This window comes from Leisingera coralii (assembly GCF_049056525.1).
Taxonomy (GTDB): domain Bacteria; phylum Pseudomonadota; class Alphaproteobacteria; order Rhodobacterales; family Rhodobacteraceae; genus Leisingera; species Leisingera coralii.
In genome coordinates this window covers 1-14473 of the sequence record NZ_JBHUPT010000048.1, presented here as the reverse complement: position 1 = coordinate 14473, position 14473 = coordinate 1, and the positions used below count along the sequence as shown (strand labels likewise).

Genomic DNA, 14473 nt, shown 5'->3' with positions numbered 1-14473 from the left:
AAGTGATGCAAGCGTAAGCATCTGCAAACATTACATTAATGAAAGTTTCACCCCGTCGCTCCGGAAGAACCGCTGTCGGCCATCGGTGCGTGATGCCCCCTTGAGCATAAACCTGTTGCTGTGGCAGGCGCGGACGGCATGGCTCTTCACGCGCCCATCGGAGATGCCCACCCGCGAAAGCGGAATTCAGCGGAGGATTCAAAGCGGCCAGAACACTGGAACGAGTGTCAGCAATAGAGTGAGGCAGATTATTGTCAGCGGCAGACCGGCCCGGACAAAGTCCCGGAAATGGTAGCGTCCCGGGCCATAGACGAGCAAACAGGCGGGCTCGAACGGCGTGATGAAGGAAAGCGAGGCAGCAAGCGTGACCAGAACCACCAGCGAGCGCGCATCAACCCCCAAGGCATCGGCCGAAGCAGCGGCTACCGGTAACACCGTCAATGCGGCTGCCGCGTTTGACATCGGCTGCGTGAGCAGAATGGTGAGAACCGCGAAAGCCGCCATGGAGGCAGTAACACCGAATGGCAGAGTTGCGCTAACGATCAAGTCTGCCAGATAGGCCGCAGTACCCGTCTTGACCATGGCCCCGCCAAAACTGGTGAGTCCGGCGATTAAAACAAGCAGGCGCCATTCAATGAACCGGTACGCTTCTTCCATGGTGACAAACCGCGCCATGACAAGCACCAGCGCAGCCGAAAGCAGCGAAACCGACAAGGGCAGAATTCCCGATGCTCCGAGCAGCACGGCCATCGCGATTATCCCTATTACAATCACACCCTGCTGATGAGTGAGAACTCTGCTCTCCACTTCCAATAGGCCCCAAAGATTGCGGTTTCCCTTCAGCTTCTCAAGTTCCTCCCGTGCGCCTTGCAGCAAAAGAACATCCCCAACTTGAAGCCGCAGGTTTTCGATTTTGGCCGGCCGGGCGTGACCAGGGCGGTGAATTGCCACGACGGTGACACCGTATCTGCGGTGAAAATTTGTCTGTTTCAGGGTTCGGCCAACTAAGTTTGATTGCGACAGCAAAACCGCCTCTGCCATAGCGATCTCTTCGGGTTGAAGGTCCTGCACGGAGAAATGCTGAGTGGCATCGATTGCCAATCCGAGTTGAGCTTCGGCGCGAAGCAGGTCTTGGCGCGAAGCCCTCACAATCAGGAGATCCCCCTCATGCAGCTTGCGCCGGTGATGAGGGCGCAGGCGCTTGCCGGCTTGAACAGCTGCGAGCGCGGTCACATTGAACTCCCCTAGCTTGAGCTCGCCAATCGTCCGTCCGTCGGCACGTGACCCTCGCGGAACCACGAGTGCCGACAGATAATCAGGTTTCCCAAACTCATCCTCAAGTTCCACTGGCGCGCGAGCCGGCACCAGACGGCTGCCAAAGAACACCAGCCAAACGATGCCGCAGGCCGCCATTACTAAGCCAATCTCCAGAAATTCGAACATTGAGAAAGGTTCCAGTCCCAAGTGCGCTGCCATGGCGCTTCCCGCGATGTTCGTCGACGTCCCGACCAACGTGCATGCTCCTCCAAGGATCGAAGCGTATGCCACCGGCATGAGAAACCGGCTCGGGCTGGCCTGTGCGTTTCTTGCGATCTGGAGCACGGCTGGCATGAGTATTGCGGTTGCAACCGTGTTGCTCAAAAAGGCGGAGGTAGCGGCAGCGATGGTCAGCAACATGCCCATGCCGCGCCATTCCGTCTTGCCACCCAAGTTCCGAATGCTTCCGCTAAGCCATTCCATCACACCGGATTTGATCAAAGCGCTGGATAAAACAAACACTGAAGCCAGAATGATCACCATCTCGTTCGCGAAACCCGAGAAAGCCTCGGCAGGTGTCAGGACGCCTGAAACGACGAGAGCCGCAAGGAGGGACAGCGTAATGACGTCGACCGGCAACCACTCCATCGCGATGAAAAGAACCGCCAATGAAAGAAGGGCTAGGACCAGTATGATTTCGACAGTCATGTTCTATCAGGTGTCAGTTTGTTGTTTCCCGCCGAGATCTAACCAAATTTTTTTGTCGAGAAGTGACCCGCCTGATTGTTATCTTCCGGTGGTTATGTCCGGGTCAACGGCTCTTTCCCTCCCGTTATGATTTTACGGTGGCGAATGTGTATTTCCTGAAAAGGCGTTGCCGCGTCCCATCTGTGGCTCGGTCGTTGAGCCAGCATCCTGCAACTATAAAGAGGCCTGCGAAACAGAACCCCACTGTCACCCGCAGTATCATCCAGACCACTGCGCCTTCGGCACGAGTTCATAAAAGCGAAGCGCTGTCGGCGATCACAGATAGCTCCGCGCAGCAGCGGATATAACAGCGCACCAGCGTGTTCATCACGACGAACCTCAGTTTCAGCGAATGGGCCGCCTTCTTCGGAGGTGCCAAGATAACCACAGCACTCATCGACCTTCTCACCCGCCGCTGCCGGATTCTGGAAACTGGATACGACAGCGACCGCTTCAAAGCCAATTTCGCCACCCGATCCAGAAGACACATCCGAAATGGCCCAATTGTGCCCGCCCAGGGAATGGCAAACCGGCAGGACATGGATCAGACGGACGGGCCAATCACTCTCGTGATACGTTTCAACCCAGGAACACAATTGACGGACATCAAGGCTCTCGCGCGATCAAGGGCTATCATTCCGTTGACTGCATGGGAGCACGATCATGAAAAACGCAACCGTCACTGTCTTGGTCAACTGGGGGGCCGCTCCTAGCAAGTTCCAACAATTGTTTGCGGCGGCGCACGCAAGGTCCCCACATCTCTCCATTGTTGTTGGCGCGGTGCCGCCGATCAATCACGCGCAAGACAGATAATTCTTGGCGTGACCATGCGAATACTTTTTCGGAAAGACCGGTTCGATGGTCCTTCCCGCTCATAGGCAGGCTGCAGTCATGGTCGAACACTCCAAAGTGAACCCATCGGTAGACAAGGAATCCGCCACGCTTGAAGGGGGCCAGGCGCTCGTTTCATCCGAACAACAGGCTGTGCACCCCTATGAAAAAATGGACCGCGCAACCCGTGCGGCCCTGGCGCGCGTCACGGCCGGCGTATCGCCCCATTCGATCATGGCCACATGGATGGACTGGGCGCTGCATCTCAGCAGATCCCCCGGTCGGCAGCTGGAATTGGCGGAACGGGCCGTAAAAAACGCGGCAAAGGTCGGGTTGTCGGCATCGGGCCTGACTGACACGCCTCAGTTCGAACCGCGAAGCTTCGATCACCGCTTCGAGGCCGATGGGTGGAAGAAGGCACCCTTCTCAGTATGGCAACAGGCCTTCCTTGCGACCCAGGATTGGTGGGAAGCGGCGACGGAAGAGATGCCGGGACTTGCCAGACGGGACGCCGACCGCGCCCGGTTCCAGGTTCGCCAGGCGCTTGACCTTTTTTCGCCTTCGAATTTCCCATGGTCGAATCCCGAAATCATCGAACGAACGATGAAGGAAGGCGGCCGGAACCTCGTCGAAGGCTCACACCACTTCTGGGAGGATTTCACCCACACGGTGACACAATGTCATGAGCCAGCACCGGAAGGTTTCGAGATTGGCAAGGATCTGGCCTGCACGCCAGGCGACGTGGTTTATCGAAACGAGCTTTTCGAACTGATCCAATATGCGCCTACGACCGACCGCGTGCATCCGGAACCGGTCCTCTTCGTGCCGGCCTGGATCATGAAGTATTACATCCTCGACTTGTCGCCCAGGAACTCCATGGTGCGTTACCTCGTGGATCAAGGCTTCACCGTCTTCATGGTCTCATGGGTCAATCCCGGCGCCGACCAATCTGATCTTTCTCTTGAGGATTACCGTCTTAGGGGCATCATGACGGCGCTCGATGTGATCGGGTCCATTCTGCCGGAACGAAAGGTCCATGTGAATGGCTACTGCCTTGGCGGGACACTGCTGGCCATCGCAGCGGCCGTCATGGCGCGGAATGCGGACGACCGATTAGCGAGCCTGACCTTTATGGCCGCACAGGTCGATTTCGCCGAGGCGGGCGAACTCCTGCTTTTCATCGATGACAGCCAGGTCGCCTTCGTCGAGGATCTGATGTGGCTGCAGGGCTACCTCGACCGGCCGCAGATGACTCGCACCTTCACCTCAATCCGGGCCGAGGATCTGATCTACTCACGCGCGGTGCGACGCTATTTTCTGGGCGAAGACGACCTGCCTAGCGACATCACGGTCTGGAACAATGACACCACGCGCATGCCTGCCAGGATGCACTCGGAATATCTGCGCGGGCTATTTCTTGAAAACCGGTTGAGTGCCGGGCGCTTCGCCGTCGAAGGCAGGGTCGTGGCGCTCAAGGATATTCGCGTGCCGATGTTCGTTGTGGGGACCGAGACCGATCACATTGCGCCCTGGAAATCGGTCTACAAGATGCGTTTGTTTACCGACGGCGACCTCGCTTTCGTCCTGACGAAAGGCGGACACAATGGCGGTATCCTGAGCGAACCCGGACATCCAGGCCGGCACTATCGGATCGGCCGCCGACCTGCCGGCGCACTCTATGAACCACCGGACGAGTGGATCGCATCGCATGATCCCAAGAATGGGTCCTGGTGGCCTGAGCTGGTAGCGTGGCTGGCTGGACGCTCGGGCGAGCGGGCGAAACCGCCCCTGCCAACGACAGACAGCAAACGGCCGAAAAGGCTCTACTCGGCACCCGGCGTCTATGTACGCGTTCCATAAACAGTCTAAGACACCTGGGGCGTTGGAATACGCCGTTGCCTAAGACGGCCTGCCGCCCATAATGGTCCATGGAACTGGCAGAGGCTTCGATCAGGGACTGCTTTTCGCTGTTAAACTCCGCCTGTGCGGATTTGGCATCATCGCACATTCCCGTTTCGGATTTCTCGGCAGCGCTTTTTCCGAAGACGTCTTACCAGCGTATCAGACAGACACTCTTGCCGAACTCCTCAATCATCTTGGCTTTAGCCAACTACCGGTCACTGACGGTTCCGCCGGCGCGTTGACCGCCGTCGAATTTTCGTTCCGGCACTCAGATCGACGCACGCATCTTGGCCTGCTAGTCCCCGCCGAAATTCTAACCGACCAGGATCCAGTGGAATTCACTGCGCCACAATGGCTCGTCGTGAATACCGCTCTCGGATCGGATTTCTGGTCTGGTCATTGCCGCACCTGACGCCCAGCCGAATGATCCGAGCACGTTTGACCACCGGTCACGGAAGCACTCGGGGTCATTCACGTCTGCAGCCTCACCTATCAATCCGCCTGCCCTGCAAATTCATCCGCAGCAGCGGAAACACGCCTTGTAACCTGCGTTTAAATGCAAATACGCAAGGCATAAGCGGCTAAAAATATGCAATTAATTAAATCCCTGCCCCACCACTTCGGGAAAGCCGTTGTCGGCTATCAATGCCTTATACCCCCGGAACCATAAGAATGGCCGCATTGTAAGCGAGTGACTCGCGTTTCCTGGAAGGATGAACGAGATGAAGGATATCGATCTCAAGCAGGACATATTGGACGAGTTGGACTATGATCCAAGCATTGATGCCGCTGACATCGGCATCACAGTTGAAGATGGTACGGTCACTTTGACCGGCCATGTTCCGACTTATTCTCAGAAGCTGGCGGCCGAGAACATCGTCAAAAGGGTGAAGGGCGTGCGAGCCATTGCCCAGGAAATCGAGGTGCGGCCGTTTGGAGCTCACAGAACAGCAGACGACGAAGTCGCGAAACGGGCGGTAAACTCCCTGCGCTGGAACAGTTCCATACCCAAGGACTCCATCAAGGTCAAAGTTGAGAACGGCCTTGTGACGCTAACCGGGAATGTCCGATGGTACTATGAAAAACAGGCAGCTGAGCGGGCTGTCCAAGGGTTGGCAGGTGTCAAGGCTGTTTCCAATCAGGTCCAGATTGTCCCTTCGGTCAAGCCGGCCGATGTGCGCCAGCGCATCGAAGACGCGCTCAGGCGCGATGCGGAACTGGAAGCGAAGCGAATCCAGGTCAATGTCCATGACCGGGAAGTCACGCTCGAAGGCAAGGTCCGGACTTGGGCAGAGCGTGAAGCGGTTGAACGCGCAGCCTGGGCAGCTCCGGGCGTCGCGAATGTGGTTGACCATATTTCCATCGGCAACTGACGCAGCCAAGACGCCGGGCGGGTGAAGCCCGCCTGGCATATTCAGGGCATTTACAGAGGAGCGCCTGCAGCCACCAGATCCGCACTCTGTTCCCTTGCAGTCTGGAGCAGTTCCGCTGCACGCTGACCTCCGGTTGCAGATCGGCCCGTGATCGTCGCTTTGAACCCGCGCCGGTCAAGGCCAGCGGCGAAATCATCACCCCCTTTATTCCGGGTCGCTTGATCCTTTTTCACTCTGCCGGAACAGTGCAGCAGAGGCTTTGACAGAAGTCATTGCCGGTAACTGCCAATACCCGTGGCAGTGGCTGCGGCACGCCTCCGAAGCTGGCAGGAGCCCCGCTTCCTGCCCGGGCCAAACCGTTTTTCCTCGCGGGAACCGGCTCTTGGGACGGTCCGGAGCAGGCGTTTGACCGCCTCGGCAGCCGACCGGGTCCGCGGCAGGCCGAAATCCGCCAAATCCTGCAGCTCACCCGTGTTTGTAACCCTGAAGCGATTGGATGCCAGCAAGCTTATGACACCTCTGTCCGCCAGCTGGTGCAACCCGCGGCAGAGCGTTTCCACGGTCATGTTCAAAAAGGACGCGACATCCCGCCGTGTCAGAATCACCTCAATTTCCGGCGCGCCCGTTTTGGTGTCCATTGGCATCTGCTGAACCAGCCAGTAGGCGATGCGCTGAAGCGAGGTGCGGCCCCGCAAGGCTGCCGCCCAAAGCCGGTACTCGGTCATCTGGTGGTCCAGCGCGGACAGATAGGCATAGAAGATCTGCGGTCTTTCAGACTGGAAATCCTGGAATGTTCTGCGGGCCACCCAGCACACCTCTGCCGGGACAGCAGCTTGCCACGAGAACGCATTTTCTACGGAGTTCAGCTCACCGATCAGCTGTCCGGGACCGAGTATCTGGAGCAACAGCTCCTCGCCATCCTCCGTGATCAGAAAAACCTTAACCAGGCCGGAAACGAGAATGCCGATGTTCCCGGCCTCTTCCCCCTGAACCGATATGCCGGCGCCCTGCTTGTAACGCGCGCGGAAACTTCTGGATGCCAGGTGGGACAGGGATCCGCTGCCGAGCATGTGGCACAGCCCGTGTTCCCTTGAGGCACAGGTTTCGCAAAGGCCGCCGGCAGATGTTGGAGTAAAGGCGCAGTTTGGCATTTTGCCCCCCCGTGGTTTAAAGTTTCTCTCATCACACAGTCCCGGCGGTCCGCCGGCTCCTGCAAAACCCTCGCAGAACAGAGGCAGCGGCGGCAGGGGGGAAATTGTGCAGAATTGTGCGGGCCGGGAACGGCAGAAAAGGCTGAGTGTTCTTAACGAGGTGCGCCTATGTCCAAGCCAAATCCGCAGGATGCTGATCCCGCTGCCGAGGCGCTGTCTGCCCGCCTGTCCGCCTTTATTTCAGAATCTCCGCTGGCCGCGGCCATGTTCGACAGGCAGATGCGCTATATTGCCTGGTCACGGCAATGGGCTCTTGATCATGGCGCCGATGGCTCCGGCCTTCAGGGCCGGCGCTACGAGGAGGAATTCCCCGATCTGCCGCCGCAGTTCCGCAAAGCCATTGCGCAGGCAATGGCCGGGGAAAGCACCTCCTGCGAGACGGAACGCTACCAGTACGCAAGCGGCCGCACCGCGTGGGAACGCAGGCAGGTTCAGCCGGTCCTGAATACCGGCGGCGCGGTCGCCGGGGCGGTTGTCTGGTCCCAGCAGGTCACTGACCCGGGGATACTGGAAACCGCAAGCAGGGACCGTTTCCTCCAGGCGATGGATGCAACCGGAATCGGCGTTTTCGAGCTTGAATACCGCACCGGTTCGGTGAAGGCATCAGACGGCTTTCTGTCTCTTCTGGAAATAGGCGAAAAGAATATTCCAAAGACACTTGCCGGGTGGGCGGAACTTCTTCGGCCAGCCGATCAGGAAGCGTTCCGCGCGATGAGCGAACATGCGCTTGATCCATCGGGGAGCGGCCTGGTCCGCAGTGAGATTTGCCCGATTGTGAAGGGCCGAGAAAAACACCTGCGTGTTATCGGCAAGGTGTTTTTCACCGGCAAGGGAAAACGCAAGGGCGCCCACCCTGAGTATGTTGTCTGTTTTCTCATTGACGAAACCAAGCGCCACCAATTGCAAGCGGCACTGGCAAAGGCCCAGCGGCTGGAATCTTTGGGGCAGCTGGCCGGGGTGATCGCCCATGATTTCAACAACCTTCTATCGATCATTCTTGCCAACCTGGAACTGGCTGCGCTGCGTGTGCCGGGCGGCGATGTACAGGACTATCTGCAGCGCGCAATTGATGCGGCTGAGGCCGGCGGAAACTTCAACGCAAAGCTGCTGGCCCTGACGGGGGAAAACGGCCGCAACCCGGAAATCTTGCAACTGGACAGCCATATTCTGAAGACATGGGCAATGCTAGAGAATTTGCTAAACGAATCTATAACCTTACGCTTTCTTCCGGGTGCCGATGGCTGCTGTGTCCGGGTTGATCCGCCGGAACTAGACGGCGCGGTGATCAATCTGGTGATCAATGCCCGCGACGCCCAGCCGGATGGCGGGCGCATCGATATCCGCACTGCGCATGTGTCTCTGGATGAGGCCGCCGCCAGCCGCTATCCGGACGGGCGGCCCGGCGAGTATCTAAGGCTCTCCGTGTCGGACAAGGGCACCGGCATGACTGAGGACGTCAGGAGCCGCGCGCTGGAGCCGTTCTTCACCACCAAGGGCAGCGGTCTGGGAACCGGGCTAGGGTTGGCGAGTGTCGCTGCCGCCGCCGCCCGGGCCGGGGGGTTTGTTCACATCAGTTCCGAGCCCGGCCAGGGCACATGCGTATCCCTGTTCCTGCCTGCCGCCGGACGGCAGGCCGCTGACCCGCAGGCGGACCGGCAGGACATTCCATTCGGAAACGGCGAGCTGGTGCTGGTTGCGGAGGATGACGCGAGGGTCCGCGAAGCAACGCTGCAGCGCCTTGAGGCGATTGGCTATGCGGTGACCGAAGCGGCGGATGCCGCCACCGCCCTGCAGCTGCTGTCTGATGGAGAACCCGTGGATCTGCTGTTCTCCGATGTCGTTATGCCGGGCGGGATGTCGGGCTACGAACTGGCGGCGGAAGTCAGACGGCTGTTCCCGGACACGGCCGTTCTACTGACCTCTGGGTATCTTTCCAGGGCCGTCGAAACCGGGCTGAAAATGGACGTGCAGCCTGAACTCTTGCGAAAGCCTTATACGCTCAAGGTGCTGGCACAGGCCGTGTCGCGGACGCTCAGAACCGTGCAGCCAAAGGAGTGACCTCGCCGCTGAAGACATAGCCGACCCCCCTGACCGACCTTATCATCAGCGGCGCTTCGCCACCGGGCTCGATCTTGTGGCGCAGCCGCGCGACGTGGCCGTCAACCGTCCGGTCGAGGGGCGCCCATTTCCGTCCAAGCACCGCCTGCGAGATTTCATCCCGGCTCAGGACACGCCCGGGATTGCGCAGAAACAGCTCCAGCAGCTGCAATTCGGTTCCGGTCAGGTCTATGGGCGTGCCGGCCGCATCCCGGACCAGCCTGGCCTTCGCATCGAACTCGCAATTGCCAAAACGGACCGAAGCCGCCAGATCAGAGGCCCCGCGGTAGCGTTCCAGCGTCTTGCGGGTTCTCAGGACCACCTCCCGGATATGGAAGGGTTTGACGATATAGTCATCAGCACCGCATTCCAGCCCCCTCACCCGGTCAAAGGGGTGGGCTTTCCCGGTGATCATGAGGATTGGAATATTACGCTGCTGCCGCAGTTCCCGGGCGAGGTCCAGGCCGTCCTGCTGCCCCAGGCCAATGTCCAGCGTCACAAGATCAATGTCATAGGCTTCAAGCGCTGCAAAAAGCCCCTCGCGGTCCCATGCCTCGCGGACCGTCCAGCCTTCCGGCTCAAGTCCTTGGCGAAGCGCCTCTCTGACAGGGGCTTCATCATCTACGACGAGGATTTCGATTTGCTGCATACTGGCGGAACTTTTGCAATCACAACGCGATTCAAAGTCACCATATCACACTTCCACCTATATCTCCGGCAATTCTGCAACGCGGAGTCTCACCGCCGCAAGGCCCCGGGATCCTGCATGCAGCTTGCTGCACCGCGAAAGTGTTCCCCTTCGCAGTGCAGAGTTTCGATGTCACGCTGCCTTGACAGCAACCTTCTTTTCGAAGGCAATCGCTTCCGCCGATTTCGGCAGATGCACCGTCAGCACACCATTGGAAAACTGCGCGCTGGTCTTTTCCGGGTCGATATTTTCCGGCAGCCTGACCGAGCGGAAGACGCTGCCCCAGTGGCGCTCGCTGAGGTGGCAGCTGGGTTCATCCTCCTGCTTCTGCTCCGTCTTCTCGCCGCTGATCGACAGAGTGCCGTTGCTGGTCTTCACCTCGATGGACTCCGGATCCAAACCAGGCAATTCCGCAGTGACGGCAAATTCGGTGCCGTTCTCGGCCAGGTCGATTGCCGGGCACAACGCCATTTCCCCCCGGAGTGATCCAAAATCCGGGCCGCTGCGGCTGAACCGTGAGCGCGGCTCGAAGGCATCGAAAAGCCGCTCCATTTCATCCCGCAGGGTTCCAAAGCCGCTCCAAGGCCTTAGAGCGGGTGAACGCTGCGCCGGTGCTGTCTCGCGGGCAACGGGAACCTTGGTTTTCTTGGTCATGAGTTTACGTCTTGGTGAAAAGAACTCCGCTGGCGGGGCACACAGCAAGAAGCCTGGCCCGGGCCAGCGGAGAGTTTGCGGAACACTGGGACAAGGGACGTGGCTGCCTGCGACTGCTCAACGCATAGTGTCCGCGAACCAGGAAATTATGGATGAAACTCAGTCCGCAGGCATTGACAGCGGTCAACCGGAAACCAGTGCCCGCACCGCCGCTGCTAGCTCCGCAGACGAGAGGCGCACAAGGTTTTTGTGAAATTCCTTACGCACACAATCCCGTAGCGTTCCTGGCAGTTTAGCCCGCCAAAGGTCGGCGCAGCCAGGTGGCGTAATCAGAACCAGCCCGTCGAAAGCATGAAGCCGGTGCTGTTCATCCAAAAAACTGAGAACCTCTTCGAGAAAGGCACGCGCGTCTTCCTGCAAGGGGTCAGAGCCCGATTCACCCCCGGATCTTCGGCCATCTCTGGCCGAAGAAAAGCTGCCGGTGGGTTTGTTCTGCAGGACGTCCCGCAGGTTCCGGCGCGCCGACTGCATTGTGATCTCTGCCGCTGCCTGGCTCCGGACACTGGGCAGCTGCCGGAGAATCCGGGCGCGGCTAGTGTTCATGACCACATACCAGATCCGTTCCGAAGGGCCGGGTGGCATCGTCGTTTCCTATTTATGATGATCGGCCACGGCGCGGGTCAATTCACCGATGAGCTCCAGGCCGGCGGCATGGGCCACATCGCCAAGGCTGAGCATGCCAACATAGCGTTTTTCCTCGTTCAGAACCGGCAGCCGGCGGATCTTCTTTTGGTCCATAAGGTGCACCGCGTCTTCAACCGTTTCTTCGGTGCGGCAAAAGACAATGCCCGGCGTCATCACATCTTCAGCCTTTGTCTTCTTGGCGCTGAGGTTCTTTGCAACCACCCGCGTCGCAAGATCGCGGTCGGTGATCATGCCGATGAGCTTGTCATTCTTCCCAACCGGCACCGCCCCGATATCATCCTTCGCCATACGGGCAGCGATTTCGCTGACAGGTGTGTCAGCGCTGACCCACTCTGCAGGGGTATGCATTGCTTCACTGATCTTCATTGTATCCTCCATGCCAAAGCATCTGATCCATTCTGACCCGCAAGGGTTTTTGTGCATTGATGGCCGTCAAGCAGGTCCGGAGTGACCGCGGTCAATGCAATCGAACCGGCTGCCAGGAGAATGGATGCAAGTCCGGCAGCACCGGACAGGAGGCTACGCGCATTTCCGCTATCCGGAGCGGACCCGCATTTCGAAAGGAAGACCAATGGAACCTCTTAAATCACCAGCCGCAGCCAAGCCGGAAGCCGAGGGTCTCAGGGTGACGCCCAGGGCGGTCTGGTTCATAGCTGAACTGGCACAGGACTTGATGGGAAAAAGCGCCAGCACTGCACCGGAAGACGCAGGGGACGACAACGACCCGGAAGCAGACATACTGGAAGACCGCGGCAGAGATCCGGCAGAGGAAGAGCTGAGATCTTTCATCGCCGATCTAGATGAGGAAGCTCAAACCGATCTTGTCGCCCTCATGTGGCTGGGCCGGGACGAAGGCGAATGGCCGGAGCTTCGCGAACTGGCTGAACTGGAACACAACGACTTCACCGCGGACTACCTGCTCGGCACTCCGCTTCTTTCCAGCTACCTGCAAGCGGGCTTGGACAAGCTTGGCATCAGCAGCCAGGAACGTGAGTAATTGCTTGGCATTGTGTTGACGGCTGTCAATGGCGGGCAGGCGAGAATCAGCAATGCTGGTTTTATCGGTGGAGGGAGCCAAAACCGGAGAAGGTCCCAGGCAAACCGTCGCAAGGCGCGGAGCTTCGGAACGATGGACTGGCACGGCAATGAATTCCGCTGGTCGAGGATTGCCGGCATTTCAGCGAGCGTACTAGGGGAGACCTTTGTTGTGGAAGCTGGGACCGGCAATCCTTCGCTGTTCTCAGGCGCTGGCTATTAAGGCTGAAAGCGGATGAGGCGGTATTCATCCCAATAACCCGTCAGTTCCCGGCCCCCTACGCTTGCGCTTCACAACAGCAGAAATTCGGCACATCCCCGGGGCCGGACCAAACCGGGCCGCGCTCAAAAAACAAAAATACTCCCGGGATTGCGGTGTATCAATGCGTCGGCCCTTCCGGCCCTGCAGATTGCTGCTATGTCACTTATCCTGCGGAGGCAGTCATGCAACGTTTCGCGCTCACCGCAATTGTATTCGCGTCCCCGGCAATGGCAGGCACGGAAGGATACCGGCATATGCCGGATTGGAGTTACGGCCATGGCCTGTTAATGATCTTCGGTTCAATCTTGTGGCTGGCCGTGCTCGGACTGGTCATCGCCGGTATTATCTGGTTCGTTCGGCGCAACGACGACAGCAACGTGTCGCGCAACCGCCAGAGCGCGCTTGCCGAACTCGACATGCGCCTCGCACGCGGCGAAATCGAACCCGAAGAATATTCTGCTCGGAAAAAGCTTTTGGCGGGCTAGAAGAGACAAACTCGCCAGGTTTGACCAAGGTATCCCCGACCTATCGTGTCATGGTGCCGGGCGGATGCTGCGTCACAAGGCGACCGCTCAGGATCGCTCCGGTACGGGCACTGGCAACGGCCGGTCTCCGGAACTCCCGCAGGAAGCGCGCACCGACCAAGCCGCGCGCGGTTCAATCAAGGGCAGCATGCCGATGAGAAAACATGGCAACCAGTACGCCGCCCCGGTTTAGCTTTTCCGGAAAGGCGTCACAGCCGCTTCTTCGCCCTGTCGCCATACACCACAGTCGCGCCCATCGCGACGATGACCACACCGCCGATAACGGCCATCCATGTCAGAACGGCCGCGTCGGCATAGCCCAGAACCCAAGGCGAAATAATCAGCCAGGCACCGAGCACAATCTCAACCCATTCTTCCCAGACATTGAAGCTGACAAGGGCGGTGGCGGCGAGTGCCGCCGCCGCCATCCCGGCAAGGACAAAATTCCAGGTCGCCGGTGCCAGGCTTTCGCCGTCCGCCGGGGTGACATTGAGAAAATACAGGGCGATTGCCAGTGCTAGCCCTGTCAGCAGGGTAATTCCATCCTGCCAATGAATCCGTTCCATTCCCGAGCCTCCTGAGTTCTCCTGCAGCACGCTGCCGCCGACCCCATTATGCCCCGCCCGGCCGGCGCGGCATTGCCCCCCGTCAACGACCAAAACCGCTCATTTTCAGAACTCTATCAGAAGGCACGGGCCAGAATATCATCAACGGTTTCCAGCCAGACAACTTCAAGCACGTCGCGGGCTGCCTTTGGGATATCATCAAAATCATGCCGGTTGCGCGCAGGCAAAAGCACGCGCGATAGTCCGGCGGTCGCTGCCGCCATCACCTTTTCGCGTATGCCGCCCACCGGAAGAACAAGGCCGCGCAGTGAAATTTCACCGGTCATCGCGGTGTCGTTCCTGAGCTTGCGGCCAACAAGGAGCGAAACCATGGCGGCAAAAATGGCGGTGCCGGCGCTCGGACCGTCCTTCGGTGTTGCCCCTGCCGGAACATGCACATGAATATCGGAGTTCTCGAACACGGCTTGATCAATGCCAAGCCCGCCCATCCGTGCTTTGACCAGCGTCATGGCAGCCTGCGCACTTTCACGCATGACGTCGCCAAGCTGAGCCGCCCCACTTGAGTGGTCCAAGTTGAAAGTTAGTGCATGGCTGGCCTTTGGTCTATCGGGATGATGGCCT

The 14473-nt window shown here is 58.9% G+C and carries 14 protein-coding genes and 1 pseudogene; 7 read left to right on the top strand and 8 right to left on the bottom strand.

What is annotated here, in order from left to right:
• Positions 1 to 198 precede the first annotated feature (198 nt).
• Positions 199 to 1965, bottom strand: a complete 1767-nt coding sequence (locus tag ACFMBG_RS15640; RefSeq protein WP_421055628.1) for an SLC13 family permease — start codon at positions 1963 to 1965, stop codon at positions 199 to 201.
• A gap of 347 nt (positions 1966 to 2312) precedes the next feature.
• On the opposite strand from ACFMBG_RS15640, the pseudogene ACFMBG_RS15635 reads away from it, so the two are divergent.
• From ACFMBG_RS15635 to ACFMBG_RS15620, 4 genes and pseudogenes are all read left to right on the top strand, one after another.
• Positions 2313 to 2462: pseudogene (locus tag ACFMBG_RS15635) on the top strand (ATP-binding protein); the annotation flags it as partial.
• Positions 2463 to 2895: 433 nt separating this feature from the next.
• The gene (locus ACFMBG_RS15630) at positions 2896 to 4695 is read left to right on the top strand and encodes a PHA/PHB synthase family protein (RefSeq protein WP_421055627.1); all 1800 of its coding nucleotides are present in this window, start codon (positions 2896 to 2898) and stop codon (positions 4693 to 4695) included.
• A gap of 61 nt (positions 4696 to 4756) precedes the next feature.
• Positions 4757 to 5149 carry a hypothetical protein gene (locus ACFMBG_RS15625; protein WP_421055626.1) on the top strand — a complete coding sequence of 131 codons (393 nt, stop codon included), beginning with the start codon at positions 4757 to 4759 and terminating at the stop codon, positions 5147 to 5149.
• Between the two features lie 310 nt (positions 5150 to 5459).
• On the top strand, positions 5460 to 6110 hold the full coding sequence (locus ACFMBG_RS15620; RefSeq protein WP_421055625.1) for a BON domain-containing protein: 651 nt from the start codon (positions 5460 to 5462) through the stop codon (positions 6108 to 6110).
• 269 nt (positions 6111 to 6379) lie between these two features.
• On the opposite strand, the gene ACFMBG_RS15615 is transcribed toward ACFMBG_RS15620, so the two are convergent.
• Positions 6380 to 7180 (bottom strand): Crp/Fnr family transcriptional regulator, encoded by an 801-nt coding sequence (locus ACFMBG_RS15615; protein ID WP_421055624.1) that lies wholly within the window; start codon positions 7178 to 7180, stop codon positions 6380 to 6382.
• A 249-nt stretch (positions 7181 to 7429) separates the two neighbouring features.
• On the opposite strand from ACFMBG_RS15615, the gene ACFMBG_RS15610 reads away from it, so the two are divergent.
• Positions 7430 to 9379 (top strand): ATP-binding protein, encoded by a 1950-nt coding sequence (locus ACFMBG_RS15610; protein WP_421055623.1) that lies wholly within the window; start codon positions 7430 to 7432, stop codon positions 9377 to 9379.
• Here ACFMBG_RS15610 and ACFMBG_RS15605 read toward each other — a convergent pair.
• The 4 genes from ACFMBG_RS15605 to ACFMBG_RS15590 form a co-directional block, all read right to left on the bottom strand.
• Complete coding sequence (locus tag ACFMBG_RS15605; protein WP_421055622.1) at positions 9354 to 10067, bottom strand: response regulator transcription factor; 714 nt, start codon at positions 10065 to 10067, stop codon at positions 9354 to 9356. The genes ACFMBG_RS15610 and ACFMBG_RS15605 overlap by 26 nt on opposite strands.
• Before the next feature lie 171 nt (positions 10068 to 10238).
• Positions 10239 to 10760, bottom strand: coding sequence for an Hsp20/alpha crystallin family protein (locus tag ACFMBG_RS15600; RefSeq protein ID WP_421055621.1), 522 nt, complete (start codon positions 10758 to 10760; stop codon positions 10239 to 10241).
• Between the two features lie 183 nt (positions 10761 to 10943).
• Positions 10944 to 11402, bottom strand: coding sequence for a host attachment protein (locus ACFMBG_RS15595; protein ID WP_421055620.1), 459 nt, complete (start codon positions 11400 to 11402; stop codon positions 10944 to 10946).
• Between the two features lie 9 nt (positions 11403 to 11411).
• Positions 11412 to 11831 (bottom strand): CBS domain-containing protein, encoded by a 420-nt coding sequence (locus ACFMBG_RS15590; RefSeq protein WP_421055619.1) that lies wholly within the window; start codon positions 11829 to 11831, stop codon positions 11412 to 11414.
• Positions 11832 to 12036: 205 nt separating this feature from the next.
• Between ACFMBG_RS15590 and ACFMBG_RS15585 the strand changes: the two genes are divergently transcribed.
• The gene (locus ACFMBG_RS15585) at positions 12037 to 12462 is read left to right on the top strand and encodes a DUF3775 domain-containing protein (RefSeq protein ID WP_421055618.1); all 426 of its coding nucleotides are present in this window, start codon (positions 12037 to 12039) and stop codon (positions 12460 to 12462) included.
• Between the two features lie 482 nt (positions 12463 to 12944).
• Positions 12945 to 13247 (top strand): SHOCT domain-containing protein, encoded by a 303-nt coding sequence (locus ACFMBG_RS15580; protein WP_421055617.1) that lies wholly within the window; start codon positions 12945 to 12947, stop codon positions 13245 to 13247.
• Between the two features lie 248 nt (positions 13248 to 13495).
• Here ACFMBG_RS15580 and ACFMBG_RS15575 read toward each other — a convergent pair whose 3' ends face one another.
• Positions 13496 to 13852, bottom strand: a complete 357-nt coding sequence (locus ACFMBG_RS15575) for an SPW repeat protein (protein WP_421055616.1) — start codon at positions 13850 to 13852, stop codon at positions 13496 to 13498.
• A 116-nt stretch (positions 13853 to 13968) separates the two neighbouring features.
• On the bottom strand, positions 13969 to 14473 hold a 505-nt coding region (locus ACFMBG_RS15570; protein WP_421055615.1), incomplete at its 5' end, for a S16 family serine protease.

Bases quoted from the DNA above. Each gene is read 5' to 3' on its own strand.
- ACFMBG_RS15630 (WP_421055627.1), top strand. From the start codon at position 2,896: ATGGTCGAACACTCCAAAGTGAACCCATCGGTAGACAAGGAATCCGCC.
- ACFMBG_RS15625 (WP_421055626.1), top strand. From the start codon at position 4,757: ATGGTCCATGGAACTGGCAGAGGCTTCGATCAGGGACTGCTTTTCGCT.
- ACFMBG_RS15580 (WP_421055617.1), top strand. From the start codon at position 12,945: ATGCAACGTTTCGCGCTCACCGCAATTGTATTCGCGTCCCCGGCAATG.
- ACFMBG_RS15640 (WP_421055628.1), bottom strand. From the start codon at position 1,965: ATGACTGTCGAAATCATACTGGTCCTAGCCCTTCTTTCATTGGCGGTT.
- ACFMBG_RS15575 (WP_421055616.1), bottom strand. From the start codon at position 13,852: ATGGAACGGATTCATTGGCAGGATGGAATTACCCTGCTGACAGGGCTA.
- ACFMBG_RS15600 (WP_421055621.1), bottom strand. From the start codon at position 10,760: ATGACCAAGAAAACCAAGGTTCCCGTTGCCCGCGAGACAGCACCGGCG.
- ACFMBG_RS15620 (WP_421055625.1), top strand. From the start codon at position 5,460: ATGAAGGATATCGATCTCAAGCAGGACATATTGGACGAGTTGGACTAT.
- ACFMBG_RS15605 (WP_421055622.1), bottom strand. From the start codon at position 10,067: ATGCAGCAAATCGAAATCCTCGTCGTAGATGATGAAGCCCCTGTCAGA.
- ACFMBG_RS15590 (WP_421055619.1), bottom strand. From the start codon at position 11,831: ATGAAGATCAGTGAAGCAATGCATACCCCTGCAGAGTGGGTCAGCGCT.
- ACFMBG_RS15615 (WP_421055624.1), bottom strand. From the start codon at position 7,180: ATGCTCGGCAGCGGATCCCTGTCCCACCTGGCATCCAGAAGTTTCCGC.
- ACFMBG_RS15595 (WP_421055620.1), bottom strand. From the start codon at position 11,402: ATGCCACCCGGCCCTTCGGAACGGATCTGGTATGTGGTCATGAACACT.
- ACFMBG_RS15610 (WP_421055623.1), top strand. From the start codon at position 7,430: ATGTCCAAGCCAAATCCGCAGGATGCTGATCCCGCTGCCGAGGCGCTG.
- ACFMBG_RS15585 (WP_421055618.1), top strand. From the start codon at position 12,037: ATGGAACCTCTTAAATCACCAGCCGCAGCCAAGCCGGAAGCCGAGGGT.